Annotated in this window: 30 protein-coding genes and 1 riboswitch; of the genes, 21 read left to right on the forward strand and 9 right to left on the reverse strand. The window is 34.4% G+C overall.

Features of this window, described 5'->3' with window-relative positions; all coding sequences use genetic code 11:
* Positions 1 to 134: 134 nt before the first annotated feature.
* From NiCM35_RS17630 to NiCM35_RS17660, 7 genes are all read left to right on the forward strand, one after another.
* Positions 135 to 482: a lmo0954 family membrane protein gene (locus NiCM35_RS17630; RefSeq protein WP_095330674.1), complete on the forward strand. Its 348-nt coding sequence runs from the start codon at positions 135 to 137 to the stop codon at positions 480 to 482.
* A 12-nt stretch (positions 483 to 494) separates the two neighbouring features.
* A complete protein-coding gene (locus NiCM35_RS17635) occupies positions 495 to 1,145 on the forward strand; it encodes a PspA/IM30 family protein (protein WP_095330676.1) in 651 nt (216 codons plus the stop codon).
* Between the two features lie 98 nt (positions 1,146 to 1,243).
* A complete protein-coding gene (gene liaF, locus NiCM35_RS17640) occupies positions 1,244 to 1,978 on the forward strand; it encodes a cell wall-active antibiotics response protein LiaF (protein ID WP_433780325.1) in 735 nt (244 codons plus the stop codon).
* Entirely contained in the window at positions 1,975 to 3,021 is a 1,047-nt protein-coding gene (locus NiCM35_RS17645) for a sensor histidine kinase (protein WP_095330678.1), read from the forward strand. The genes liaF and NiCM35_RS17645 overlap by 4 nt, the downstream gene beginning before the upstream one ends.
* Positions 3,014 to 3,646, forward strand: a complete 633-nt coding sequence (locus NiCM35_RS17650) for a response regulator (RefSeq protein WP_123259994.1) — start codon at positions 3,014 to 3,016, stop codon at positions 3,644 to 3,646. The genes NiCM35_RS17645 and NiCM35_RS17650 overlap by 8 nt, the downstream gene beginning before the upstream one ends.
* Positions 3,647 to 3,848: 202 nt before the next feature.
* A complete protein-coding gene (locus NiCM35_RS17655) occupies positions 3,849 to 5,174 on the forward strand; it encodes a polysaccharide biosynthesis protein (RefSeq protein WP_123258880.1) in 1,326 nt (441 codons plus the stop codon).
* Between the two features lie 87 nt (positions 5,175 to 5,261).
* Positions 5,262 to 5,819, forward strand: a complete 558-nt coding sequence (locus NiCM35_RS17660) for an RNA polymerase sigma factor (RefSeq protein WP_095330683.1) — start codon at positions 5,262 to 5,264, stop codon at positions 5,817 to 5,819.
* A gap of 135 nt (positions 5,820 to 5,954) precedes the next feature.
* On the opposite strand, the gene NiCM35_RS17665 is transcribed toward NiCM35_RS17660, so the two are convergent.
* Positions 5,955 to 6,203: a YbyB family protein gene (locus NiCM35_RS17665; protein WP_047941743.1), complete on the reverse strand. Its 249-nt coding sequence runs from the start codon at positions 6,201 to 6,203 to the stop codon at positions 5,955 to 5,957.
* 121 nt (positions 6,204 to 6,324) lie between these two features.
* On the opposite strand from NiCM35_RS17665, the gene NiCM35_RS17670 reads away from it, so the two are divergent.
* The 3 genes from NiCM35_RS17670 (at position 6,325) to NiCM35_RS17680 (ending at position 8,436) form a co-directional block, all read left to right on the forward strand.
* The gene (locus NiCM35_RS17670) at positions 6,325 to 7,257 is read left to right on the forward strand and encodes a magnesium transporter CorA family protein (protein ID WP_095330684.1); all 933 of its coding nucleotides are present in this window, start codon (positions 6,325 to 6,327) and stop codon (positions 7,255 to 7,257) included.
* Between the two features lie 105 nt (positions 7,258 to 7,362).
* The gene (locus NiCM35_RS17675; protein WP_095330730.1) at positions 7,363 to 7,866 is read left to right on the forward strand and encodes an acyl-CoA thioesterase; all 504 of its coding nucleotides are present in this window, start codon (positions 7,363 to 7,365) and stop codon (positions 7,864 to 7,866) included.
* Between the two features lie 285 nt (positions 7,867 to 8,151).
* Positions 8,152 to 8,436: a hypothetical protein gene (locus NiCM35_RS17680; protein ID WP_433780329.1), complete on the forward strand. Its 285-nt coding sequence runs from the start codon at positions 8,152 to 8,154 to the stop codon at positions 8,434 to 8,436.
* Between the two features lie 56 nt (positions 8,437 to 8,492).
* Here NiCM35_RS17680 and NiCM35_RS17685 read toward each other — a convergent pair whose 3' ends face one another.
* The 3 genes from NiCM35_RS17685 to NiCM35_RS17695 all read right to left on the reverse strand — a co-directional run bounded on the left by NiCM35_RS17685 (position 8,493) and on the right by NiCM35_RS17695 (position 10,000).
* Positions 8,493 to 9,131: a Bax inhibitor-1/YccA family protein gene (locus tag NiCM35_RS17685; RefSeq protein ID WP_095330688.1), complete on the reverse strand. Its 639-nt coding sequence runs from the start codon at positions 9,129 to 9,131 to the stop codon at positions 8,493 to 8,495.
* Between the two features lie 62 nt (positions 9,132 to 9,193).
* Positions 9,194 to 9,580 (reverse strand): large conductance mechanosensitive channel protein MscL, encoded by a 387-nt coding sequence (gene mscL / locus NiCM35_RS17690; protein ID WP_095330689.1) that lies wholly within the window; start codon positions 9,578 to 9,580, stop codon positions 9,194 to 9,196.
* A 147-nt stretch (positions 9,581 to 9,727) separates the two neighbouring features.
* Positions 9,728 to 10,000 (reverse strand): acylphosphatase, encoded by a 273-nt coding sequence (locus NiCM35_RS17695; RefSeq protein ID WP_123258882.1) that lies wholly within the window; start codon positions 9,998 to 10,000, stop codon positions 9,728 to 9,730.
* Between the two features lie 509 nt (positions 10,001 to 10,509).
* Here NiCM35_RS17695 and NiCM35_RS17700 point away from each other — a divergent pair.
* Positions 10,510 to 11,628 carry a DUF4309 domain-containing protein gene (locus NiCM35_RS17700; RefSeq protein WP_163186762.1) on the forward strand — a complete coding sequence of 373 codons (1,119 nt, stop codon included), beginning with the start codon at positions 10,510 to 10,512 and terminating at the stop codon, positions 11,626 to 11,628.
* 99 nt (positions 11,629 to 11,727) lie between these two features.
* Here NiCM35_RS17700 and NiCM35_RS17705 read toward each other — a convergent pair whose 3' ends face one another.
* The gene (locus tag NiCM35_RS17705) at positions 11,728 to 12,960 is read right to left on the reverse strand and encodes an aminopeptidase (RefSeq protein WP_163186764.1); all 1,233 of its coding nucleotides are present in this window, start codon (positions 12,958 to 12,960) and stop codon (positions 11,728 to 11,730) included.
* 214 nt (positions 12,961 to 13,174) lie between these two features.
* Here NiCM35_RS17705 and pgmB point away from each other — a divergent pair, with 214 nt between their 5' ends.
* On the forward strand, positions 13,175 to 13,840 hold the full coding sequence (gene pgmB, locus NiCM35_RS17710) for a beta-phosphoglucomutase (protein WP_341123712.1): 666 nt from the start codon (positions 13,175 to 13,177) through the stop codon (positions 13,838 to 13,840).
* A 160-nt stretch (positions 13,841 to 14,000) separates the two neighbouring features.
* Here pgmB and NiCM35_RS17715 read toward each other — a convergent pair whose 3' ends face one another.
* The gene (locus NiCM35_RS17715; protein ID WP_433780333.1) at positions 14,001 to 16,082 is read right to left on the reverse strand and encodes a DNA topoisomerase III; all 2,082 of its coding nucleotides are present in this window, start codon (positions 16,080 to 16,082) and stop codon (positions 14,001 to 14,003) included.
* Positions 16,083 to 16,358: 276 nt separating this feature from the next.
* Positions 16,359 to 16,517 carry a hypothetical protein gene (locus tag NiCM35_RS17720; RefSeq protein WP_162837578.1) on the reverse strand — a complete coding sequence of 53 codons (159 nt, stop codon included), beginning with the start codon at positions 16,515 to 16,517 and terminating at the stop codon, positions 16,359 to 16,361.
* Positions 16,518 to 16,629: 112 nt separating this feature from the next.
* On the opposite strand from NiCM35_RS17720, the gene NiCM35_RS17725 reads away from it, so the two are divergent.
* The 5 genes from NiCM35_RS17725 to NiCM35_RS17745 all read left to right on the forward strand — a co-directional run bounded on the left by NiCM35_RS17725 (position 16,630) and on the right by NiCM35_RS17745 (position 21,333).
* Positions 16,630 to 17,010, forward strand: coding sequence for a DnaJ family domain-containing protein (locus NiCM35_RS17725; protein WP_095330697.1), 381 nt, complete (start codon positions 16,630 to 16,632; stop codon positions 17,008 to 17,010).
* 485 nt (positions 17,011 to 17,495) lie between these two features.
* On the forward strand, positions 17,496 to 18,296 hold the full coding sequence (gene motA, locus NiCM35_RS17730; RefSeq protein WP_095330698.1) for a flagellar motor stator protein MotA: 801 nt from the start codon (positions 17,496 to 17,498) through the stop codon (positions 18,294 to 18,296).
* Positions 18,289 to 19,095 carry a flagellar motor protein MotB gene (gene motB / locus NiCM35_RS17735; RefSeq protein WP_095330700.1) on the forward strand — a complete coding sequence of 269 codons (807 nt, stop codon included), beginning with the start codon at positions 18,289 to 18,291 and terminating at the stop codon, positions 19,093 to 19,095. The genes motA and motB overlap by 8 nt, the downstream gene beginning before the upstream one ends.
* A 208-nt stretch (positions 19,096 to 19,303) precedes the next feature.
* The gene (locus tag NiCM35_RS17740; RefSeq protein WP_217279784.1) at positions 19,304 to 20,407 is read left to right on the forward strand and encodes a carbohydrate kinase; all 1,104 of its coding nucleotides are present in this window, start codon (positions 19,304 to 19,306) and stop codon (positions 20,405 to 20,407) included.
* A 14-nt stretch (positions 20,408 to 20,421) separates the two neighbouring features.
* Positions 20,422 to 21,333 (forward strand): pseudouridine-5'-phosphate glycosidase, encoded by a 912-nt coding sequence (locus tag NiCM35_RS17745; RefSeq protein ID WP_433780335.1) that lies wholly within the window; start codon positions 20,422 to 20,424, stop codon positions 21,331 to 21,333.
* A gap of 255 nt (positions 21,334 to 21,588) precedes the next feature.
* On the opposite strand, the gene NiCM35_RS17750 is transcribed toward NiCM35_RS17745, so the two are convergent.
* Positions 21,589 to 21,918 carry a helix-turn-helix domain-containing protein gene (locus NiCM35_RS17750; protein ID WP_123258886.1) on the reverse strand — a complete coding sequence of 110 codons (330 nt, stop codon included), beginning with the start codon at positions 21,916 to 21,918 and terminating at the stop codon, positions 21,589 to 21,591.
* A gap of 333 nt (positions 21,919 to 22,251) precedes the next feature.
* On the opposite strand from NiCM35_RS17750, the gene NiCM35_RS17755 reads away from it, so the two are divergent.
* Entirely contained in the window at positions 22,252 to 22,461 is a 210-nt protein-coding gene (locus NiCM35_RS17755) for a hypothetical protein (protein WP_047941728.1), read from the forward strand.
* A 195-nt stretch (positions 22,462 to 22,656) separates the two neighbouring features.
* A riboswitch (cyclic di-GMP riboswitch) is annotated at positions 22,657 to 22,742 on the forward strand.
* Between the two features lie 32 nt (positions 22,743 to 22,774).
* The gene (locus NiCM35_RS17760; RefSeq protein ID WP_082138297.1) at positions 22,775 to 22,924 is read left to right on the forward strand and encodes an anti-repressor SinI family protein; all 150 of its coding nucleotides are present in this window, start codon (positions 22,775 to 22,777) and stop codon (positions 22,922 to 22,924) included.
* Positions 22,925 to 23,089: 165 nt separating this feature from the next.
* On the opposite strand, the gene NiCM35_RS17765 is transcribed toward NiCM35_RS17760, so the two are convergent.
* A complete protein-coding gene (locus NiCM35_RS17765) occupies positions 23,090 to 23,413 on the reverse strand; it encodes a helix-turn-helix domain-containing protein (RefSeq protein ID WP_047941727.1) in 324 nt (107 codons plus the stop codon).
* Between the two features lie 284 nt (positions 23,414 to 23,697).
* On the opposite strand from NiCM35_RS17765, the gene treR reads away from it, so the two are divergent.
* Together treR and NiCM35_RS17775 are read left to right on the forward strand one after the other, a co-directional pair.
* Entirely contained in the window at positions 23,698 to 24,414 is a 717-nt protein-coding gene (gene treR / locus NiCM35_RS17770; RefSeq protein WP_171509291.1) for a trehalose operon repressor, read from the forward strand.
* A 78-nt stretch (positions 24,415 to 24,492) separates the two neighbouring features.
* Positions 24,493 to 25,011, forward strand: coding sequence for a type 1 glutamine amidotransferase domain-containing protein (locus NiCM35_RS17775; RefSeq protein ID WP_095330709.1), 519 nt, complete (start codon positions 24,493 to 24,495; stop codon positions 25,009 to 25,011).
* Positions 25,012 to 25,096 lie beyond the last annotated feature (85 nt).

The following is a 25,096-nucleotide window of genomic DNA, read 5'->3' on the forward strand; positions in this document are numbered from 1 at the left end:
AACAGTTTTTTCTTTGTTTTTTTAGGATTAGTATTCTCTAAGACTAAAGTTGTAGTGGAAAATCAAGCTAAGGCATGTTATGAAAAAAACTTGAAGGAGGTAACATAGTAGATAAGAAAGGAGCGAAAAGTAAAATGAAAAAATTTGGTTTATTTCTTATTGGGGCAGTTGCCTCTATCATCCTATTATCACAGATAGGTCCAATACTCGGTTTAGTTATTAGTGCAGCAATTCTTTATTTTGCCTTTAAGCAATACACGAAAGCAACAAGCTCATCAGGTAAGCTGTGGTGGGGAATAGCCGGAGTGATTATGCTTATCATAACGGCTAGTAACCTGCCTGCTATCATCGGATTAGCAGCCGCATATGTATTATATCTTGTTTACAAAAAGTGGAACAACAAGCAAAACATTATTACAAATAAAACAACGGATGACCCTTTTGTAAATTTTGAAAAACAGTGGTCAGAATTAAATAAATAAGGAGAGGTTAACATGACAAATCTATTAGAAAGAATAAAAAATACGGTAATGGCCGACATTAATCATTTATTAGATAAGAAGGAAGAAAAAAATCCAATCGCGCTTTTAAATCAATATGTAAGAGAATGTGAGAAAGAGACAGATAAAGTAAAAAAAATGGTCGAAAGACAATATAAATTAAAAGAAGAATTCATGAAGGAATTACAACAGGCTGAACAAATGGCGGAGAAAAGACAAAGACAGGCTGAGGTGGCAAGCAAAGCAGGGGAAGAAGAACTTTCTGCTTATGCTAAACAAGAGCAGACTCATTATGAAGAAAGAGTAGCACGCTTAACAGAGTCGTTAAAAAATACAGAGCAGCAATTGCATGAAATAGAAACGAAATATATGGACATGAAGCATAAATTGAAGGATATGAAAATACGCCAGATGGAGCTGATGGCAAAAGAAAATATAACCAAAGCCCATCATACAATGAATAAAGTTTTAGAAGAAAAACAGGCGAATCCAACAAATCCAACGCGATTCAGTGAAATGGAACAATATATAGAAACGTTAGAAGAAAAAATAAATACAGAATACTATAAACAAACAATGGACGAAAAGTTAGCAGCATTAGAGAAAGATATGTTAAAAAAAGAAGATGACTCCATTTCCTTATAAAAAAATGGTATCCTAAAAGAGGCTGGAGCATGTAAAGCCAGCCTTCTATTATTTAAAGATATTCATCCAAATAAAATAAAGAAGGGAGAGAATAGCCAATGTTTAAACAAATAAAAGATAACTATGCAAATTGGGTTTATATTGTTGGAGGTTTTTTGTTATTAGAAATCTTCGTCTTTAATCCCGGACTAATCTTTTCCCTTCTTGTTTCAATTGGCATGATTTATATATCAAAGAAATCACGGAACGGCGGAGCTGGGAAGATTCTTTTTTGGATAGGGAGCCTGCTTTTAATCGTTAGTATATTAAATATGGTTACAGTGAAAATTATCTTGTTTACACTCCTTGCTTATTACCTTTTTCAATTATTTCAAAAAAAGAATACCGAGGATATTATTAAACCAATCATAAGAGATAAGGAAACGGCCATACAGACAGAAGAAACTATAATAAAGAAAAAGCCCTTGTTTATGAATTCTCTTTTTAGCCGTAATATCACCCCAGATCATGTATATGAATGGGATGATATCAACATTCAGGGTGGCATAACGAATACTACTGTGGACCTTAGCTACACGGTGTTACCAGAGGGTGAAACAGTTATGATGATTCGAAATATTGTCGGAGATGTGAAGGTATATATCCCTTATGATATGGAAGTCAGTATCCACCATTCTAGTTTATTTGGTTCCTATCAAATATTTAGCGAAGCAGAAGAAAAGATTTGGAATCAAAATATAAGCATTCGGACAGCTGGATTTGATCAGGCTGAGACGAGAGTGAAAATCTTCACCTCATTAATTACAGGTAGCTTAGAGGTGAAAAGAATATGAGTATTATAACAAGACAAATTTTGTGGGGAGTAAGTGCATCCCTTCTTTTACTTGTATTTTTTTCTATAAGCTATCTAATCGTCTTTCCACCGTCAAACTGGAGTGCTTTGTGGGAAAAAGAAGTAATGGATGTTCCATTTATTTTATTTTTAATCAGTGTGGATATTACATTAGGTGTTTTAATTGGTTATTTATCAGGATTTTCTTGGAAAAAACAAATTCGTTCCATGGAAGAAACCTTACATACAATGGATAAAATGGAGTATTATCCAGTTCAGCCAATTGGTTCAACAGAGGAGCTCCAATCTTTAAGCTATAGAATCATTCAACTGCAGAATCAATTAGTGGAACAAACGAAGTTATCTCAGAAACTCGTAAATGAGAAAGCGGAAGATCAAGAGGTGAAAGTTCAAACTGTCATTATTGCAGAGCGGAATCGTCTGGCCAGAGAATTGCACGATTCGGTTAGCCAGCAATTATTTGCGGCATCGATGCTGTTATCAGCAATTAATGAAACAAGACCGAAAACGAATGATCATGAATCACGACAATTACAGTTAGTAGAGGAAACGATTCAACAGTCTCAATTAGAGATGAGAGCTTTATTACTTCATTTACGACCAATCGCTTTAAAAGGGAAAACGTTAAAAGCGGGAATTGTTGAATTATTACATGAACTTCAGCAAAAGGTATCTTTAGAAATAGAAATGAAACTAGAAGATATCGATTTGGATAAAGGAATTGAAGATCATCTTTTTCGAATTCTTCAAGAATCGGTATCCAATACATTACGACACGCGAAAGCAAATTCCCTAGAAGTACAGCTTATTCAAAGGGAGGCATTTGTTATATTGCGAATCATCGATGATGGTGTCGGCTTTAATGTGGATAAGAGAAAAGCAGGATCTTATGGACTTCAAAATATGCACGAAAGAGCAGCCGAAATTGGTGGAGTATTAAAATTGATAAGTTTGGAAAATAAAGGAACAAGATTAGAAGTGAAAGTACCGATTTTGGGAAGAAAGGAGGATTTAAATGATTAGAGTATTGCTAGTGGATGATCATGAAATGGTGCGGATTGGAGTCTCTTCTTATTTATCTGCACAGACAGATATTGAAGTTGTTGCAGAGGCGGAAAATGGCCGTAAAGCTGTCGAGCTTGCTCTTCAATTAAAGCCAGATGTGATTTTGATGGATTTAGTAATGGATGAAATGGATGGAATTGAGGCAACGAGGCAAATAATAGACGCTTGGCAGGATGCAAAGATTATTATTGTTACCAGTTTTCTTGATGATGAAAAGGTATATCCTGCTTTGCAGGCGGGGGCTACAAGTTATATGCTCAAAACATCCAAGGCGAGTGAAATTGCAAGAGCTGTGCGCGAAACATATCAAGGACAAATTGTCCTAGAGCCTGAAGTCACCGATAAAATGATGACAAAAATGCGAGAAAAGAAATCTACACCTCTGCACGAAGAGCTAACTACCCGAGAAATGGAGATTCTCTTGTTAATGGCGGAAGGGAAGAGTAATCAGGAAATTGCTGACCAATTATTTATTGCTCTAAAAACGGTTAAAACACATGTAAGTAATATATTAAGTAAACTGCAAGTACAGGATCGCACGCAGGCTGTCATTTATGCTTTTAAACACTCGCTTGTAGAATAAACAATTAATAAAGAATCCTTAAATGAAATGGAATAGGTCCCTTAATCAAACGTTTAATTAAGACATTTCTCTCTCTTCAATAAAGAAAAAGACAATCTAGGAAAATATTTTTTGAACTTGTCTCATATGATGTTAAAGAAGAGAAAATAAACACACATCTTTTACTTACATGCTTGTGGAAGATAGATTGAGGGAGAGATTCATGAGTTCATTTTATAAAGGGACCTTTTTATTAATTGTTACCGCGTTTTTTGGCGAATGTATTGAATTCATTATTAATATGGTAATGGCAAGGGAACTTGGAGAACATGGACTAGGTTTATTTATGACCATATTACCTACTATCTTTCTTATTGTACTGCTTGCTACCTTTGAATTGCCAACATCCATTTCGAAATTTATTGCTGAAAAAGATTCCAAGTATCATTTATCGATGCTGCAGCAAGTATTAAAGTGGACCATTATTTTTACTATTTTTCTAACCACCATCGCATCTATCATCATACCTTTTATCCCTATTTTTTATGATTATCATCCACTCTTGAAGTGGCTAGTTATTCTTCTATTGCCGATTATTTCCTTTACTTCTATTGCAAGAGGTTATTTTATGGGAAAACAGCAAATGGGGAAAATTGCAGCTTCTAATTTTTTGAAAAAAATTATTCAACTAGGTTTATTAGTCTTTTTGTTTCAATGGTTTTCCTTTGATTTAAATACTTCTGTATTGATTGCCTTTTTTACCATTGTAGGGAGTGATACAGTCGTATTATTATACTTATTGCATATGTTTTTTGTGCAATATCAACGAATTAAAAAAGGGAAAAATGAAAGCATGAATGGGAAAGTCATTTGGAAGGATTTATTATCTGTGTCTATTCCGACAACAGGTCTTCGAATATTTCATGCTTTAACACATGCCATTCAGCCTTTTCTTATAAAAGGAGCACTTGTTGCCTCAGGAATTACGGTAGCAAATGCGACAGAACAGTATGGAATGCTTGCAGGGATAGCGATGACAATAGGTTTTTTTCCAGCTTTTATATCCCATAGTTTCATGACAATGCTTATACCAACTGTTTCAAAAGCATATGTACAAAAAGATTATGCAAAACTACAAAGATTATTGCAGCAAGTGATGATCATAACAGCTATTTACGGAACCATATCTGTTGGGATTTTTTATTTTTACGCGGACACACTGACGATGACCTTTTTTCACTCTACTCAGGCAGCTATAATTGTGCAGCTTTTATGGCCCTATTTTTTACTTCATTACTTCACCATTCCCATGCAAGCATATTTAATTGGTTTGGGCTTGTTGAAAGATGCGGTTTTTCATAGTGTGTGGGCCACATCATTCTCCTATGCAGCGATTTATTATTTAGGATCTCTAAGCCAGCTTCAAATGAGCGGAATTGCAATTGGGATGAATTTAGGAGCAGTTATATTAGCTTCCATGCATTATTTAACAATATGCAAAAAAATTGGAGTTTCTATGTGGCTGACACCAGTGAATAAATTCCAATAAAAATTTTTAAAAAAGTGTAGGGATTCGCATAGGCGCAAGCGTTTATTAAGTAGAATCGTAAAACTGGGAAGGGGAAAAAGAAAGAACATGGAATCCCTAATAAATAAAACATATACTGTGGGAAATCAAGAAGAATTATTTGAACAAGTCGTGAAGGAATACGGAAAATCAATTTATATCTATATATTATCGCTTGTTAAGCATAAAGAACTAGCGGAAGATTTGTATCAGGAAGTATTAATTTCCGCGTATACCTCATTTGGCAGCTTTGAAGACCACCATAAAGTGAAAAGCTGGCTCTATAAAATTGCTCTAAATAAATGTAGAGACTACTGGAGAAAAGAGAAAACATCTAAGAAGTTTTGGGAAGAGTCTGTTTATACATATGCGAGAGATACTTCTGTGGCTTTGGAACCTGAGGAAACATTAATGAGCAAATGTGAAAAAGAAGAGATGATTGATACATTAGAAGAACTACCAAATATGTACAAAGAACCTTTACTGCTTTTTTATTACCACAATCAAACATTGGTAGAGATAAGCAACCATACAAAAACGCCGTTATCAACGGTCAAAACAAGAATGAAACGGGCGAAGGATCAATTGAAGCCAAAAGTTATGAATAAAAAGATAGTTCATTTATGAGAGAAAACTTGAATCAGTCGATTCTCTCTACTGATTCAAGTTTTCCCATTCTGTACATAAATGTCTTTTAATTAATCATTACTAGATGAAAGGAATAGTCCGAGTAATGAACCTTTTCATTTAGTTGCATCGAAACTAGTTACTATTTCTTTGTTTATTATAGTAATTTACGGAATACATAGCACCTTCATTTACCATATTGTTGTCACCGATATCATCTGGAGCGGGATTTCCTGCTTTAGAAAGTAAGTCCTCTTGTTGCGTAGAATTGAATTTGCTTTTAAAGCGATGAAACATGTCTTTTCCTTTTGATGTAAACAGGAAAAAACTTCCTAATCCAGCCCCGACAATTGCAAATGTACGCATTGAATTTTTTCCAAACATGAGATAATCCCTCCTAATTTTATTCCTTCTCGTTCCATCCTATTGTTTATTTACCCTATTATAAGTTTTACAAACGTCATTCAGGGAATAATAATAGAAAAGCGTTTAAGGGGAGATTCAAGTGAAAAGATACCGTTTAGAGAACTGGGACTGGTTTCAGTTATTGAAAGAAGCGGATATACAGAAAGTTTCTTTTGAAAAGGGTCCATTAATAAACACATGGTTTCGCGATATAAAAGGGAATCGAAGTAACTATCTTCATATTGATACGTCAGAAGAAGATCAAGAAGTATTAAGTGGTTCGCTTATATACCATAGAGAAATAGATAAAAGAGAAGATTATGAAATTTTTCATTTTTTCTTATCACGCGATACATTAATCACTTATGATTATAAGGATAATAGTTTACATATTGATGGAAACAATCTATTAAAAGAGATTAAGCATGCACAAACACCGATTGAAGGATTTATGGTTATTCTAGGAAAAGTAATGACAGATATTTTGTATCATATAGACGCTTATGAACAACAGTTAGAACAATTGATTTGGGATGTTAAACAGAGAAATAGTATAAAAACATTAGATAAAGTATATCAGTCTAGACATGAACTTCTTGTTTGGAAGAATGTCATGATTCCTTTTCTTGAAATCAGATACTCATTAGAGGAAGCTTTTGGCGAGGAAATCACAAAAGGAAAGGTATATGCTCGTGTTACTAAGAGAATCGAAAGAGGATTAATTTTGGTGGAAGAATATCAAAAAGAATTAAATAATCTCGTTGATTTTGAAGAAGTAGTATCCCAACATAGAGGAAACGAAATTATGAAAACACTGACGGTATTCACTACAATATGTACACCAATTATGGCTTGGGGAGCATTATGGGGAATGAACTTTGAAATTATGCCAGAACTAAAATGGAAATTCGGCTACGTTTTTTCTTTAGCAATAATTATTGGCTCCACGGTTGTTGTATATTTCTATCTTAAATCACGAGGGTGGATGGGGGATCTGTTAAAAGCCCGGAAGAAAAATTCTTTTTTTCGATAACCTTAATCTAAGCAATATTAGACTCTTCCTCCTAAATTAGCATATAATAAGATGGTAGATATGTTAAACAAGAAGAAAACTCCCATGAATATGCAAGGAGGAGCTATGGAAGAGTCAAAATTTTGTAGTGAGTCACTAGTGGTGAAAACAAGTATTGTTTTTCCAACAGATACTAATACTTATGGAACTTTATTTGGTGGCAAATTAATGGCCTATATTGATGATACAGCTGCTATCTCGGCGATGCGTCATGCAAGAAGAGGAATTGTTACTGCTTCGACTGATTCAGTCGATTTTTTGTATCCAATTCATGAGGGAAATGCTGTATGTCTAGAAGCTTTTGTTACCTATACAGGAACTTCTTCCATGGAGGTATTTGTAAAAGTAACAGCAGAAGATCTAATTTCTGGAGAGCGCCATTTATGTGCACTTAGCTTTCTAACGATGGTTGCCATCGATGAAAATGGAAAACCGACAAAAGTTCCCAAAGTTATTCCACAAACAGAAGAGGAAAAGAGCCTTTACGAATCAGCGAAGGAACGAGCGGAAGCACGAAAGAAACGGAAGAAAGAAACAGAAGAACTTGCAAAGAAGTATAGAAGTTATTGATGATGTGCAAGGGAATGTGATGTCATTCTCTTGCCTATCTAATAATAAATAAAATCATACTAAAGCTAGTAAGTTTGTCGAAAGAAAGTCTGGGAGAAAGAGAATATTTTCATTATTGATAAAAATCGATTTTTCATGTTGTCGAAATACCAAATTATTTTCCAGGAAATGATGGCATTCTCCAAAATATTGTCTAATAACACTGTCTGATTTTGCAGGTGGATAGCGTTTAATTTCGTTATCCATAATCATTCTATACTATGGGATAGGTGCAAGGAGGTAAAGGTGAAAATATTTTCTCTTTCCTATTTTGTTGTTACAAGAAAGATTGACTTGAATATGGAAATAATCGAAGAAGAAAAAAGTCTTGAGTTATGGAGTGATAGAGTTACTAGCGCCGAGCAGACATTTCATTTACACACCATCCATGACATTTCCTTTAAGCCCTCGAGTAATCAATATAAAATGCTATATTTACATACAAATCGTGGAGTGCACTCTTTTGTAATAAAAGATAATCCAGAAGAAATGATTCGATTAATTAGAAGACAAATAGCGGATTATTTATAGGCATACATATAAAAAGGTTTGAGCAAGGAGGTTTTGGCCTCTTTACTCAAACCTTTTTAATCTCTTTCGGACAGAATTCCGAAAATACGTAAGATACTTATAAATAAATTTAGAAAATCGAGATATAAATTCAAGGCCATTAAAGGGACTTGATCTGCTGTTATACCATAATGTTTCATTCGATTAAAATCATACAACACATAGCCGCTAAATACTAGGACACCAATGAAGGAATACGCGAGCATGCCACCTGTTGCTAATGGCCAAAAGATATTGAAAATCCCGATAGCGATTAAAGCGATTAGGGAAGCGAGTAACATTCCTCTTAAGAAAGAGAAGTCGCGCTTCGTTTTTGTTGCATATATAGCAACCCCAGCAAACACAATTGTCGTAGTACCCAAAGCATTAATGACAACATTTCCGCCAACTGTGGATACATAATAAGAGACGATTGGAAAAGTGGTAATCCCTGAAATAAACGTAAAGGTAAATAAGAAACCATAAGATAAAGATTTTCCTCTTCTTGCGAAAATAGCGATTAATAAAAGAACAACCTCTAAAATTGATAACGGTAAAAATAAATTGGCTGGGACGAAATTACCGATCATTGTTCCGATAAATGCTATTCCTAGAGAAAGAGCAAAAGTTCTTAAAACAGAAGGCATATATTCATTACTTGGGTTATATGCATACATTTTTCTTCACTCCTGTACTGTGTTTAATTTATATAGTAATACGAACAAGGCACAAAAAGGTTTCAATTTAAACCATCTTTATCGCGAATAACTTCTGTTTTTAGTAAATCACGGATTTCTTTTAATAGCTCTTCTTTAGTATCAACAGTTACTGCTTCTTCTTGGACCTCTTCCTTTTTCTTAAAGCGATTTAAAAAACGAATTACTAAAAAGATAGAGAAAGAAATAATGAAAAAGTCAACAATTCGTTGTATAAAGTTTCCGTAATTTATACTTGAATAAGACCATGTTGAGAAATCTACGCCGACAATAAAATGGGCGAACAGCGGCATGATCAAATCATCTACTAGTGAACTGACAATTTTGCTGAATGCCGTTCCAATAATTACCCCTACTGCTAAATCTATTACGTTTCCTTTTATTGCGAATGCTTTAAAGTCTTTCCACATATGATCCTCCTAATAATATATGTACATCTTATTTTGTTTTTTAAAATATTATTATTCTGACATGAAAATTTATTATTTTCAAGTCTATACAAGCATAATTTAATAAAAATAGAACATGGCAGAAATTGAATATGTCCTATGGAATATTTAATAAATAACCTTAAAGCTCGAAAATAGTTCTTCTGGCTCACTTTCCTGTATTTCTATATGGTCCACTCTGGCAAAGCGATTACCCCTTTTTACTTTTTCCACAAAAGCTCGCAGTGTTTCAGAAGAAGCTACAGCCCTACATTCCACGGTTCCATCTGCTTTATTGCGAACCCAGCCGGTTATCTGATTTTCCATAGCAATCATTTGGACAAAGTATCGAAAACCTACGCCCTGTACCCTTCCATTGATTATAAGATGTAGTTGTTTCATTTTATCCCTCCTAATTTTAAGAATCTTTTATCTCCATTTTAACGGGCGGTGAAATCAATAAGGAAAAAGGCATCCGAAAAGACTGAGTAAGGTGCTTAATATTAGCAAGAGTGAAGAAAAACCACGAGGATCGGAGTTTTCTCTATTTATATATATAGCTAGCTATATTAATCATCTCATATTTATTTATATTGACGCAAGTTAGGTCCTTGGATATGGGGAATGGGTGAGCGGTGGATAGTCCATATGTTGTGTGGTAAAGGTCTCGGAGAAGGGGGAAATAGGTGCTGGAAAAAGCTAGATTTGTAGATTGGAGAGCAATTTGGTACTATTAATAAGTATATATGAAGTTCAATAAAAAATTGGAATTATCTTTAGTGAGCTTTCAATAATAGAAATTATGGTAGTTATGCTTGATTTTAAACAACTAGAACGACAACTATCCATAAAGTGAAACTCTAACTCCTTCTAAAGGAGTATAGATGTGTTTGGAAAATAGGAGAAAGATAATGAAAAAAAATAAATATATCTGGCTAATAGTGGTCGGAGTCATTATAATTGCAGGGATTTTAATCACTTCTATGGTAAATTCCTATCTAACAGAGAAACATAAAAATGAGTTGGATCAAAAACATATGGTGATTAAGAAAGATTTACAATGGACGAAAGATAATGCTTATTTTGAAATAGATATAAACGTGAAAGAGAAAAAGTATGAATTATATATTATAGGAGAAGGGGAAAGGAAATATCAGCAAGTAGAAGATACGGATCTAGGGGAAAAAGACGATACGATTGTGACTGGAGACTTTGCCTTTTACTTATGGACGAAAGAATACGGAAAGAAAGCAGTAAAACAAGATCTAGAATTACCCAATCCTATGACATTCAATTTATCGCAAAAAAATATAGGAACATTTCTTGTTAACCAGCAAAATATTGCGGCTGTTTACCAAGGGAAAGAAGCAAATGAGGTAATGGCCTATTTCTATACCATTCATGATGGGAAATTAGTTACCCTAACTGATTATGGAATGCGTATCTATAGTAAAAATATCAAAAACATTCAACAAAATTATATACAAACCTTAAGGGAAAAAGATACCGACCAAATGGAATTTGATACGTGGATGCTTGAGCAGAAAAGCGGGAAATTAGTAAAAATAGATGGAACTTCTATTAAAAATAAGGAAATTATCAATAAATGGCTGGATGATACGGAATTTTACTATCCATATAAAAACTTATCTGTTACTTCTAGTTTAAAGAATTTAGCGGAACAAGGAATGTTGATAGGCGCCCAATATCCAATCGGAACAAATATAAAAGAGATAAAGAAAATTAATTCTAATTATACAATCAAGGATTATAATCAGAAATATAGTCAATTGGATTTTCCTGAGATTACTTATTACTATGATAAGAAAACCGATCTTGTTACTTCTATTTCTATTCCAGGTATTCGTTTAAAAGAATCAGTACAATCGATTCAGGATACAATCGGGAAGCCAGATGATTTTGTTACGAAAGAGGCTGGGTCTATAGCTACGTATACAGCAGGAAACTATAAACTAATCATCCAATTGGACTTATCTCAACGAATTAAATCGATTAGCTTGGTAAAATAGAAAGATTAAAAGAATAGTAAAAAATAAAGGATGTTCCGTGAAATGTTTCATAACATAAACATTCCATGGAACATCCTTATTGAACTTAGTTACTTAAAATTAAAATGCCCAATCTCCATTTCTGAATACTGCTTCTATTTTTCCGTCTACGGTAATACCGTCAATATTCATTTTGTCTGATCCTATCATAAAGTCGACATGTGTAATACTATCGTTTAAACCTTTTTCAGCTAGTTCTTCACTTGACATCTTTTTTCCACCTTCAATACAGAATGCATATGCACTTCCGATTGCTAAGTGATTTGAGGCATTTTCATCAAATAAAGTATTGTAGTAAAGAATATTTGATTGAGAAATAGGTGAACGATGTGGTACTAAAGCTACTTCTCCAAGATAATGAGAACCTTCATCTGTTTCAACTAATTGACGAAGAATTTCTTCCCCTTCTTCTGCCTTTACATCGATAATTCGACCATCTTTAAAGGTTACGGAGAAATTATTAATAATGTTTCCGCCATAGCTTAACGGCTTTGTGCTTGATACAGTTCCATTTACTCCTTTTTTATGTGGAACAGTGAAGACTTCTTCAGTCGGCATATTTGCCATGAATTCAAAACCTTTTTCATTGATAGATCCTGCTCCACACCATAGATGTCCTTCTGGAAGTTCAATCGTTAAATCTGTACCTGGAGCTGTATAATGAAGCTGTTTGTATGCTTTTTCATTTAAGTAATCCACTTTTGTATGAAGTGTTTTATCATGCTCTTTCCATGCTTGGATTGGATTTGCTTGATCTACTCGAATAGCCTTAAATATAGCATCCCATAGTAACTCCACTCTGCTGTTTTCAGGAGCGTCTGGGAAAACAAGATTTGCCCAAGCTTTGGATGGAACAGCAATTACGGTCCAGCTTACTTTATCAGACTGTACATATTTTCGGAATTGGCTTAAAGCTGTTCCAGAAGCCTTTTGGAAGTTACTAATTCGTTCAGAATCAATCCCTTTTAAAAGGTCTGGACTAGAAGATACTACAGACATGAAGGCTGCCCCTTCTTCTGCAAGTGAAATCGTCTCTTTTGCTCTAAATTCAGGATATTCTTTAAATGCTTCATCTGGTGCCAATTCGTATTTTGTACGAGTAACGATATCATCACTCCAGTTGACTACAACATTACTTGCGCCAATTTGGTAAGCTTCTTTTACGACAAGACGAACAAACTCTGCAGATTCAATGGATGTATTAATAACAAGTGTTTGTCCTTTTTGGATATTTACACCGACTTTTACTGCGAGTTCAGCATATTTTTGTAAATTTTCTTGAAATGTACTCATTTTTATTCTCCTTTTCTATAAGCGGTTAGCTCTATGTATAACATGAATCCCAATATGGAATGGATGCTGCTTCTATTGTAGCTTTTTTAGAAAGAGAAATAAACTGATTGATCGTAACATTAGGATAATAATTGATCTTATCGCAAGAGAAACAAATAATAAGCATTTTTGGTAAAATAGCTATAATGGATTTTTTTATTTATGGGAGGTTTTTATGACTAATCGGTTACAAGCAGTTATCTTTGATTTTGATGGTGTTATAGCAGACACTGTTCCCTTATATTACAAAGCAACAAAAAAAATGGCGGTGGAGATTGGGGCATCCTTTACTAGAGAAGATAACTTAAGATATCAAGGTGTTCCGCGAAAGGTGCTAATTGACGACTTAGTTGCACAAACAGATAAAGTATTTACAGATAGAGAAAAGGAAATGTTAGGAAATCACAAGAGTGAATATTATAAAGCTTTAATTTCGGAATTCACAGTAGAAAATATGCTGCCAGGAATGTATGAATTTTTGAAAGATCTTAGGGAAATGGGTATTAAATTTGGGATTGCATCCTCTAGTTCCAATGCACCTTTTTTATTGGAGCGCTTTGGAATAAGAGACTGGTTCGAATGCATAGTAGATCCACATTCCCTGAAAAAGGGAAAACCAGATCCAGAAATATTTTTAACAGCAGCAGATTGCTTAGGGGTCGATTATCATGAGTGTGCTGCTATAGAGGATGGACAAGCAGGCTTGAGTGGAATTCTGCAGACACCTATGTTTTCTGTCGGGATAGGACAAGGAGATGTTTTTGCAAAAGCGGATTGGCAAGTTGCCTCCACTAGAGAACTAAGTGCGAGTACTTTATTAGAAAAGTTTAATAATCGATGAGAAAAATGAAGAATACTGATTCATGGAAGCAAAGAGTAGTGTGAACGGCTTGTAATAGTAGCAAAGTACATAAAAAATATCATCCGAAATTATCCATAACTTTTCGGATGATATTGGAGTAATTATTAGCTGGAATGCGAATATACCAGCCTTGTAGCTTTTAATTGTCTTTTTTCATCGCGGCTTTTAATAAATCACCTAGACTATTTCCAAAGCTTTCGTCTTTACTGTATTTCTGAACAAGTTTCCGTTCTTCTCTTTTGTTAATGGTCTTTTTACGGTCTGTAGCTTTTTCCACTACATTGCAGTTTCTGCATTGGAAATAGGTACCGGCCACTCCATTATGAATTTCCATTTTCTTATGGCATTGTGGACAACGCTTGTTGGAAAGTTTAGGATCTTTTCTTTTACTAAAAGAACAATCCATACTGGAGCATACAAGAATTTTTCCGTTTTTTGTATTTTTTTCCTTTAGGAAAGACCCACATTCAGGACATTTGGAGCCAGTGAGATTTTGCATTTTATACGATTTCTCACTTTGTTTTATTTCCCGGACAAATCGTTTGGTCTGCTCTTTAATTTGTTCCATAAATTGATGAGGATTTGCTTTTCCTTTAGCGATATCCTCTAACTCTTGCTCCCATTTTGCCGTTAAATCGGGAGTAGTCAAATCATCATTAACGAGATTGAGAAGCTGTTTTCCTTTGGAGGTAGAATGTAATTTCCCATTTTGTCTTTCTAATACCTCAGATGAAAGCAATCTTTCAATTATTTCAGCACGCGTAGCAGGAGTCCCCAGTCCGAATTTCTCCATTTTTCCTAGAATATCAGCTTCTGTAAAACGTGATGGAGCTTCCGTAAATTTTTGCTCCAAATTTACAGATTGGACTTTTAATTGTTGTCCCTTTTGAAGCTGTATATTTTTTGAAGAATCTGTTTTGCGAGAGTCTAAAGCTTTAAAACCTAATTCTAATATATTTGTTTCTTGAGCGACAAAGGAAGCTCCATTAATGTTTAATGTAGTAGAAATAATTTCATACTTATATTTTGGATAAAATAACGTCAAAAATCTTTTTACGATTAAGTCATAAATTTTTACTTCCTCATTATCTAACCGGTTTAAAAATACAGGCTGCTCGGTCGGGATAATGGCATGGTGGTCAGATACTTTATTGTTATTGAACACATTATTTGCTTCGACCTTCCCCTTGTTACGTAAGATAGGTTGAACTTCTTCTTTAAATGCGCCGGATATACTTTCAATGCGATCAATCATCGTATTCTTCATATCTGTCGTTAAGTATCGTGAATCCGTTCTCGGATAGGTGACAAGTTTATGTTGCTCATATAGCTTCTGCAGGACATTTAACGTTTTTTTGGCAGAAAAACCGAATCGGCGGTTTGCGTCTCGCTGGAGTTCTGTTAAATCATAAGGCAATGGCTGATGCTCTGTTTTTTCTTTTACGGTAAGCGTCTCAACCACTGCCTGCTTCCCTTTCGTATTAGCTACAATTTTTTCTGCTGTTTCTTTTGAAAAGATTCTTCTCTCTTGATTCTTTTCATATTTCGCTTGTAGAGAATCTATTTGTGCAGTGATGGTCCAATATTCTTTTGGAACAAAGGATTGAATTTCTTTTTCTCTCTCTAGAACCATTGATAAAGTAGGGGTTTGAACACGCCCTGCTGACAATGGATCATTGAATTTCGTTGTTAAGGCTCTTGAAACATTTAAGCCGATTAGCCAATCTGCTTGTGCTCTACACACAGCGGATTGATATAAGCGATCGTAATCTTTTCCCGGCTTTAGTTGTTTAAAGCCATCCTTTATTGCTCGGTCCGTTTGTGAAGATATCCATAATCGTTTAGTTGGTTTGGTAAATCGGATTTTCTCTAATATCCAACGTGCGACTAATTCTCCTTCACGCCCTGCATCTGTGGCGATAATACAATCTTTAATATCTTTTCTTTTTGCCAGTTGTTCAATGGCTTTATATTGATGACTGGTTTGCTTCATCACTTTTAATTCCATTTTCTGTGGAATAATTGGTAAATCATCTAAATTCCAATTTTTAAATTTGGGATCATAATGCTCGGGCATTTTTAATTCAATTAAATGGCCTAAAGCCCAAGTCACTATATATTTATCTGATTCCAAATAATTTTTAGTGGATTTATTGCAACCAAGCACTCTGGCTATTTCTCTCGCAACACTTGGCTTTTCACATAACACAAGAGATTTCATCTAAACACCTTCCAATAGAATTTTTAGCTGTCTTGAATAATAGAAGCAGATTCTGTTATTCATTTTAAGTTATTTAATAATTATCGTTTTATTAGTCATACGATACCTTCTAGTATAACATGAGAGGAGAAGGGGAATGGGAAATAGTGAGCTTTTGCTGAATATTAATGCGGAGCATATAGAAGACCTATTTCGAACGTATAGGAAAATAAAGGGAGGGAAAAAGGAGGACGGCGCCCTTTACCAATGGTCGCGAACGCCGTCTATTGCATGGATTTACTCTTCTTCTTCGATTCGGTTTTTAAAAGCTTCCTGTGTTACGATAAATTCTTCATCGCCAGGAGCATCCTCTGTATGTGTATGTTTTCTTGTGTCCTTTGGAAGCGGACCTGGATGGTGTTTCTTCTTATGATTGAAATGTTCTCCACGTGCCAATAATAACACCCCTTTCTTTTCTATTTTTTATAAAAATCGCTCATCCTATACCGACGAGAAGTGGAAATTGTATAATGGAAATAGGTTTATGAAAACAGGAGGGGATAGATGAATGGATTTTTCGATTCTTGTTTCAGAAGATAAAATAAAAAAAGCATATAAAGACGGGGAATTTAACCATCTTCCAGGGTTCGGAAAACCACTCCCAAAAGATAGTCTAGATTCTGTACCAAAAGAATTGCGAATGGCCTATCGTGTTCTCAAGAATGCTGGATATTCATTAGAAGAGGATAAGATTAGACAAGAATTATTGTCCATGGAAGATTTAATTCGTTCCTGTGAGACAGAAGAAGAAAAGGTAGTTTTACAAAGAAAATATAATGAAAAATTATTGCGATTTCGTAAAATGATGAAAGAACGTACAGGAGAAAGTCACTCTAATCCTTTTTCTGGATATCAGAAAAAGGTAGAGAATAAATTCTTTCCGAAATAATGATAGTAGGTACGGTTATGATTCAAATATAGGTTTCTTAACTTATATTTCAAAAGAGTGGCTGGCAAAACAAATATATAATGGATAAAGACGAATATTCTCTAATTTGGTGGTGAAAACCAATTCGTTCTATTACACTACAGACATATAATACCCCGGGGAGCAACCTAAGCCTCCGCGGCTGCCCCATGGAAAGCGAAGTGTATTCAGGCTGCGGTAATCATCACAAACCCTCATTCTTAAATTTAATTAACCCCCGAACAATTATACGACTATTTTTTAGTGTGTACGTATAATTGTTCGGGGGTATATTTGATTGAAATTCTTATGACCCGTCCTCTTTTTCGATTAAAAAAGCAGGACTATTGTCATGATTCATGAAGTTTCCGAAATTTACATGAAATAAAACTAAAATTTTGAAGAGAAATGTCGAAAAAAAAGGTAAGACATAGAATCGAAATTTTGGAATAAGATAGGTGAAAATAATGGATAAAACTTCCTTGATAGGAATTATACTTGCTATTATTGCTGTGGGAGTAGGAATGGTGTTTAAAGGTGTCAGTCCTGCGGTATTATTGAATCCAGCAGCTATTCTAATTATTTTAGTAGGTACAGTAGCAGCAGTAGTTATTGCCTTTCCTGCTTCAGAGATTAAACGAGTTCCAAAGTTATTCGGCATCTTGTTTAAGGAGCAGAAAGTGCAGGATACGAAAGAGTTAATTCGCTTGTTTTCAGAGTGGGCACAATTAGCTAGAAAAGAGGGACTTCTTGCATTAGAAGCAAAAACAGATGAAATTGAAGATCCATTTTTGAGAAATGGCTTATCTTTGTCTGTGGATGGACAAAGTGCAGAGTATATTAGAGATGTATTAACAGAAGAAATTGAAGCAATGGAAGAGAGACATCGTACAGGAGCGCTTATTTTTACCCAAGCAGGTACCTACGCCCCTACATTGGGAGTACTTGGAGCAGTAATTGGGCTGATTGCAGCTTTAGGAAATATGTCTGATGCTGAAGCGCTTGGACATGCTATTAGTGCCGCGTTTGTTGCTACTTTAATGGGGATATTTACTGGATACGTTTTATGGCATCCATTTGCAAATAAACTGAAGAGAAAATCACACATGGAAGCAAGTCAAAAATATTTGATGATAGAAGGGGTTCTTTCTATTTTAGAAGGAGAAGCGCCTAGGGTAATTGAACAAAAGCTTGCATCGTATTTACCTGTTTCAGAAAGAAGACAATTTCTTGAAGAAAGCGAAAGTAGTGTGAATACGAATGAGTAAAAAGAAAAAAAAGAAAGTACATCATGAGGAGCATGTTGATGAATCTTGGCTTGTTCCTTATGCGGATATCCTTACTTTATTGCTGGCTTTATTTATCGTTTTATATGGCATGAGTTCTGTTGACGCTAAAAAATTCTCTGAAATCGCAGAAGCTTTTAATAAAGAATTACAAGGAGGGACAGGTATATTTGAATATCCTAGTCCTGCACCGTCAATGAATAGTGAAACTACAGATGTTGATTTGGCTGATCAAGAGAAAAAGGAAGATAAAAAAGATAAAAAAAATCTTAGCGAAAAAGAACTAAAAGAATTACAAAAACAGAAAGATAAACAAGAATTATCAGAGATTCAACAAAAGGTAAATGCCTATATTGCTAAGAATAAATTAGGGAATAAGCTGGATACGGAACTGACGGATGAAGGTTTGCATGTTTCAATTAGAGATAATGTACTCTTTGCTTCTGGAAGTGCCGAAGTTCGCAATAAAGACAGAAAAGTTGTTTCCGAAATTGCTAATTTACTTGTCATGGATCCGCCGCGAAGCATTATTATAAGTGGACATACAGACAATGTTCCCATCCGCAATTCACGATATGCGTCCAACTGGGAACTAAGTGTGACTAGAGCTTTAAATTTCATGAAATTACTTCTTGAAAACAAGAAACTAGATCCTAAATCATTTAGCGCCAAAGGTTACGGTGAGTTTCAGCCTATTGCTAGTAATGATAGTTCTGCTGGAAGAGCAAAAAATAGAAGAGTAGATATTTTAATTGAACCAAGAGTAGCAAAAGAAGACTAACAATGGATAGTCTTCTTTTTTTGATTGGAAAATCTTGATTAAAAAGAGATTCCTAAAAAAACAAATAAATAAAGTTTTCATAAAAATGAATAAAGTCTTGTTGTTTGATAAACAAAAGTTTATAATGTAGACAAATGTTGTTTTTGGGGCTAGAGATGATTCTTCTCTACTTCTGACAATTGGCAGTTTCACTTTATTTGAGGGGGAGATGGAAGTGAATGATAAAGAGATTTTTATTCTTCAGCTGATTAAAGAAAATCCCTTTGTTACTCAAAATGAAATAGCTGAGAAAATGGGCTTATCCCGTTCTGCGGTAGCAGGTTATATTTCTTCTTTAACAAAAGAAGGAAAACTACTAGGTAGAGCCTATGTGTTACCAAAAAAGAAAGAAGTTATTTGTATTGGAGGAGCCAATGTAGATCGTAAAGTTCAAGCAGAGGAGACCATTCAATACGGTACCTCTAATCCAGCCTCTACAAGTCAGTCTCCTGGCGGGGTAGCAAGAAATATTGCAGAGAATTTAGGGAGATTGGGACTCGAAACTTCTTTATTTACTATTGTGGGAGATGACCATGAAGGGGAATGGCTACTAGAGAATACCAAAAGCTATGCAGATATCACTCCTTCTCTTTTGTCTAATCTATATCGAACGGGGACCTATACAGCTTTATTGGAATCTGATGGTGAACTTGCTGTTGCTTTAGCGGATATGTCTATATATGACACCATTGATAAAGATATAATCGATAAAAAGTGGGGGTATATTGCAACATCAGAATTAGTTATTCTTGACACTAATTTTTCAGCAGAAGTATTGGAGCATATTATCATCAGATGCAGGCAAGAACAAATGGCATTGTGTATTACACCTGTATCGGCACCAAAAGTACGAAAACTGCCCGAAGATTTGCATGGAGTTACTTGGTTGATTGCAAACAGAGATGAGGCAGAGGCATTAGCGGAGATGAAAATAAAAGAAGAGGGAGACTTCTTTAAAGCAGCCGAAATCATTCTCGAAAAAGGTGTTGAAAAAGTAGTTATAACGAGGGGAGATAAAGGCCTTATCTATTTTACAAAGCTAGGGGAAGCTGGTGTTATCTTACCTCCAGAAGCAGAAGTAGTCGATGTAACAGGTGCTGGCGATTCCCTTGTTTCAGGTATAATGTATTCTCATATTAAAGGCCTAAACACGGAAGACGCTTGTAAAATCGGCATTACTTGCTCGAACATAACCCTTCAATCGAATCAAACAGTAAATCCACTATTAAATAATAAAAAGTTACAAGAACTATTTGGAAAATACTTTCGCTAAAAGGAGCATATAACATGAAAACAGAATGGCTAGAATTCTCAAAAGAAGTATTAGAAGCAAAGAAAAATAATCTACCGATTGTAGCATTAGAATCAACTATCATTTCCCATGGTATGCCTTATCCTCAAAACGTGGAAACCGCTAAAGAAGTAGAAGATATTATTCGGAAAAATGGCGCAGTTCCTGCAACTATTGCGATAATAGAAGGAAAAATAAAGATTGGTTTATCAGAAGATGAAATTGAATTTTTAGCTAAAAGCGATAATATTGAGAAAGCAAGCAGACGTGATTTACCATATTTAATTGCTGGTAAAAAGAATGGGGCAACCACTGTAGCAGCTACCATGATTTGCGCAGAGCTTGCAGGAATTAAAGTGTTTGTAACTGGTGGAATTGGCGGTGTTCATAGAGAAGCAGAGCATACAATGGATATTTCTGCAGATTTACAAGAATTAGCTAAAACAAGCGTAGCGGTTGTTTGCGCAGGGGCTAAATCTATATTAGATATTGGATTAACGTTAGAATATCTTGAAACATATGGCGTTCCAGTTGTAGGATATGGAACAAAGTCTCTTCCAGCCTTCTATACAAGAACTAGTCCATTTGAAGTGAATTTCTCAGTAGAAAATCCAAAAGAAGCAGCTGACATGATCCAAACAAAATGGGTATTAGGATTAGATGGCGGGGTAGTGATCGCTAATCCAATTCCAGAAAATGATGCTCTCGATGAAAAATACATTACAGATATTATTGAAAAGGCACTTCAAGAAGCGAAAGAAAACCATATTACAGGTAAAAAAGTAACTCCATTCTTATTAAGTCGCGTAAAAGAATTAACAGAAGGAACAAGCCTAGTTGCTAATATTGCATTAGTCAAAAACAATGCAGAAGTGGGCTCAAGAATAGCAGTAGAGTTAAATAAATAAGAAATAAGACTATTCGAAGTAAGAATGTCGCTTTCCAAATCGGTAGTGCCATTCTCTTTGAATAGTCTTTTTAATGAAAAAGTTTTATTAAAAAAACGAAACAGGAAGAGTACAGATAAACTCCAATAGAGGAAGCCAAGGAGACTTTAGAGTTGTCCCATTGAGAAAAATGAACTTATGATAATCATAACTATTTTTTGCTTATGTCCTATGCTTATGCGCGATTGCTATAATAGAGTTAGCTTTTCCTTATTTCTAGTTCTCTTGTCTTTTTTTAAATTTAACATATTCAAGAATGCCAGCAAAATCTTCTTTTGTGATTCCTTCTTCAATTGCCTCTTCTACCAAACTCATCCAGTCTTCATCAATGCCTTCTATCACTGTGTGATTATTGTCTAGTAGTTCCTCCACATTTGTCTCAAGAGAGTGGGCAAGTTTCGTTAATACTTGAAGAGAGGGATTTTTTTGAATTCCTCTTTCAATATAACTTAAATAAGATTTGGAAACACCAGATTTGTCGGAAAGTTCATTAATAGAAAAGCCTTTTTTTATTCTTAATGTCTTTATTTTTGCTCCAACCAGCATAACAATTTTCTCCTTATCACCTAAAGAAATATAATTTCATTATAACGAACGATAAAATGAATAGAAAATATGAAAAAGCTAGATAATAGGAGTTATTCTGAGGAAAAGAATGATAGTTGTTCGTTAAAAAGAAAAAACGGTTGTTTTTGGAATTTTAAAAAATGATAGTTTTGCACTATACTTATGGGAAAGTTCTTTAATAAGAACATTATTGTGTTTTATAACATTATAATCCTAATTAAAAAGATACTAGGATGGATTTTCTTACTAAATCGTAGCAATTATTTTTCAGCATACAAACCTAAAAGGAAAAGGCAAAGGAAGAGGTGAAAAATGTATAGAAAAAACTGTGACATATGCAATAGACCATCGTACAGTAGTAGTGAACGAGGCAGGTGGATTTGTCCTATATGCCAAAATGACTTAACGGAATATCCTTTTTTTGATGCAATTACATTTGAACAAATTCATATTAATTATTCTTTTAAAAAAGTGCTAAAAAGCTATCAAACACAATATTATGATAGAAGACAAGATAAGTAGTGCTGCTGGCATTAGAGAAATCTGTAAATAATGCATAAGTATGATTAATTCGATAAGATTCGCTGGAATCAACATATTTTGTAGAAACAACGAGAAATATTTTAGTAATTTGTCCTAATTTTATGACAAATTACTGCATCATTTCATGAGGAAAAGCGATATAATGGGAAAACAGTAAAGAATACGAGAAAAGGTAAATGTAAAAGGCAAACCAATACGAAAGTTTGGGACGCAAAGTCACGGATCTAATGTCTTAAAACAATGATGGCCGGACTGCCAAAATACAAATGTATTTTTGGGAGGGAAGAATTAAGTGATTAATAGTCAACTTTTTACCGAGGAATTGGATTCAGAATGGATTCAATTAATTAATGAAGCCAAAAATATTGGAATGAATTTGCAAGAAGTAAGAGAATTTTTGCGAAGTGAGAAGGATTACTTAATTCAAGAAAATCCGAAATAAACATTTGTATATAGAAAATGATTGTCCAAAAATGGACAAAAAAGGTATCTCTACATTGAATTTTTTCACAATAATGGAATTATATTGTGAGGCATTCAATGTAGATAACTCTTTTGTAATGGAAAAATTTAATAACCTATTTTAGCCATATAAGTGGAAAACGTATTATTTTTTTTGTTCCAGTCTCCATCTGTTAAATTCCAAAAATTCACGAAATTCTTTTTTGGATACTCCAGAATCCATTGCCTCTTTTACAATTTTTAACCATTCAGAATCTAACTCATCCTTATTCTGTTGATCATTGATTAAATGATCGACTGGTATATTGAAAACAGCTGCTATTTTTTCTAAAAACTGAATCGATGGATTGGATTGTAAATTTCTTTCCAAGGAACTTAAATAAGATTTTGCAACTCCGGCTTGTTCAGCTAATTCTGACAAGGACATTCTCTTCTCTAAACGTAGCTGTTTTACACGATCCCCAATCATACGCTCACTCACTTTCACTCTTTACGGTATGTATATTTATGATAGCATTTATAGATAAAAAGTTCCATATAAAGAACGAATTGTTCTATCCATTATGCTTATAAACCATTGATGTAAAGGACTATTTTAAAAGTATGTTCACAATATTGAAATATATCTTATAGTGTTTACCCTTTTCTACATACACTGAAACATTTTTTTATTTATTTTTCAATCCTTTTTAGACAATTTGTCTGAAAAAGGGTAGAATGGTAACGAATAATTTGAAAATGTTGGTGAATTTCATGTTGAATAAATATTATATGATATTCGAGGAACTTGAGGCTGCGATCAGAAATGGAAAGTATCCACCTGATACTATTTTGCCATCTGAAAATGAATTAGCTGAGCAGTATAACACATCTAGAGAAACGATCCGTAAGGCTTTAAATATTTTATCGCAAAAAGGATATATTCAAAAGCTCAGAGGAAAAGGCTCCTTAGTACTTGATTTAGAAAAACTTCAATTTCCGATTTCTGGGCTAGTTAGCTTTAAGGAATTGGCGGATAAAATGGGACATTCCTCTGTAACAATTATTGAGAGCTTTACGAATAAACAACCATCTTCTCTTTTGCAAAAGGAAATGCAGTTAAACAAGGACGATTCTATCTGGGAAGTGTTTCGTGTAAGAGAAATTAATCAAGAACGGATCATTTTAGATAAGGATTATATTGTCGAAAAATATGTTCCGGGATTAACAGAGGAAATATGTAAAAACTCTATTTTTGACTATATTGAGAAAGAGTTAAATTTAAAAATTAGCTTTGCGAAAAAAGAATTTACGGTAGAAGAGCCTACAGAAGAAGACTATAATCTATTAGATTTAGAAGGATTTCATTCGATCGTAGTAGTGAAAAACTACATTTATTTTGAAAATGCTACTTTATTTCAATTTACTGAGTCGCGACATCGACCAGATAAATTTCGATTTGTTGATTTTGCAAGAAGAAACGAAGCGTGAAAAAATGGTCCTAGCATGTTTTATTTTCATTCTATGGGGAACGTTACTTATAGAAAATAGGAAAAGGAGATGCTATATATGAGTAAAAGAATTGCTACTTTAATTACTGATATGTTTGAGGACTCTGAGTACACAGAACCAGCTAAGGCTTATAAAGAAGCTGGGCACGAAGTTGTAACAATTGAACTAGAAGCTGGTAAAACGGTGGAAGGAAAACAAAAAGAAGCCTCAGTGACAATTGATAAAGGAATAGATGAAGTTTCCCCTGATGAATTTGATGCCTTATTCATACCAGGAGGATTTTCTCCTGACCAGCTTCGTGTCGATGATCGAGTTGTGGCTTTTACAAAAGCGTTTATGGATGAAAAAAAACCTGTTTTTGCAATCTGTCATGGACCGCAGCTCCTCATTACTGCTAAAGCGCTAGAAGGTAGAAATGCTACTGGCTACAAATCAATCAAAGTGGACATGGAATACGCAGGTGTTACTTTTAAGGATGAAGAGGTAGTCGTATGTGGGGACCAATTAGTAACAAGCAGAACGCCAGAAGATATCCCTGCCTTTAATCGTGAATCGTTAAAGCTTTTAAATAAATAAAGAAATATAAATAATGGAAAGAGTCTGTACCTACACAGATTTATGGTAAGGGGAATATAATCTTTTTATCATGAGTTGCAGTAGG

The sequence above is a fragment of the Niallia sp. M35 genome (assembly GCF_050971705.1).
Lineage (GTDB): Bacteria > Bacillota > Bacilli > Bacillales > Cytobacillaceae > Niallia > Niallia circulans_A.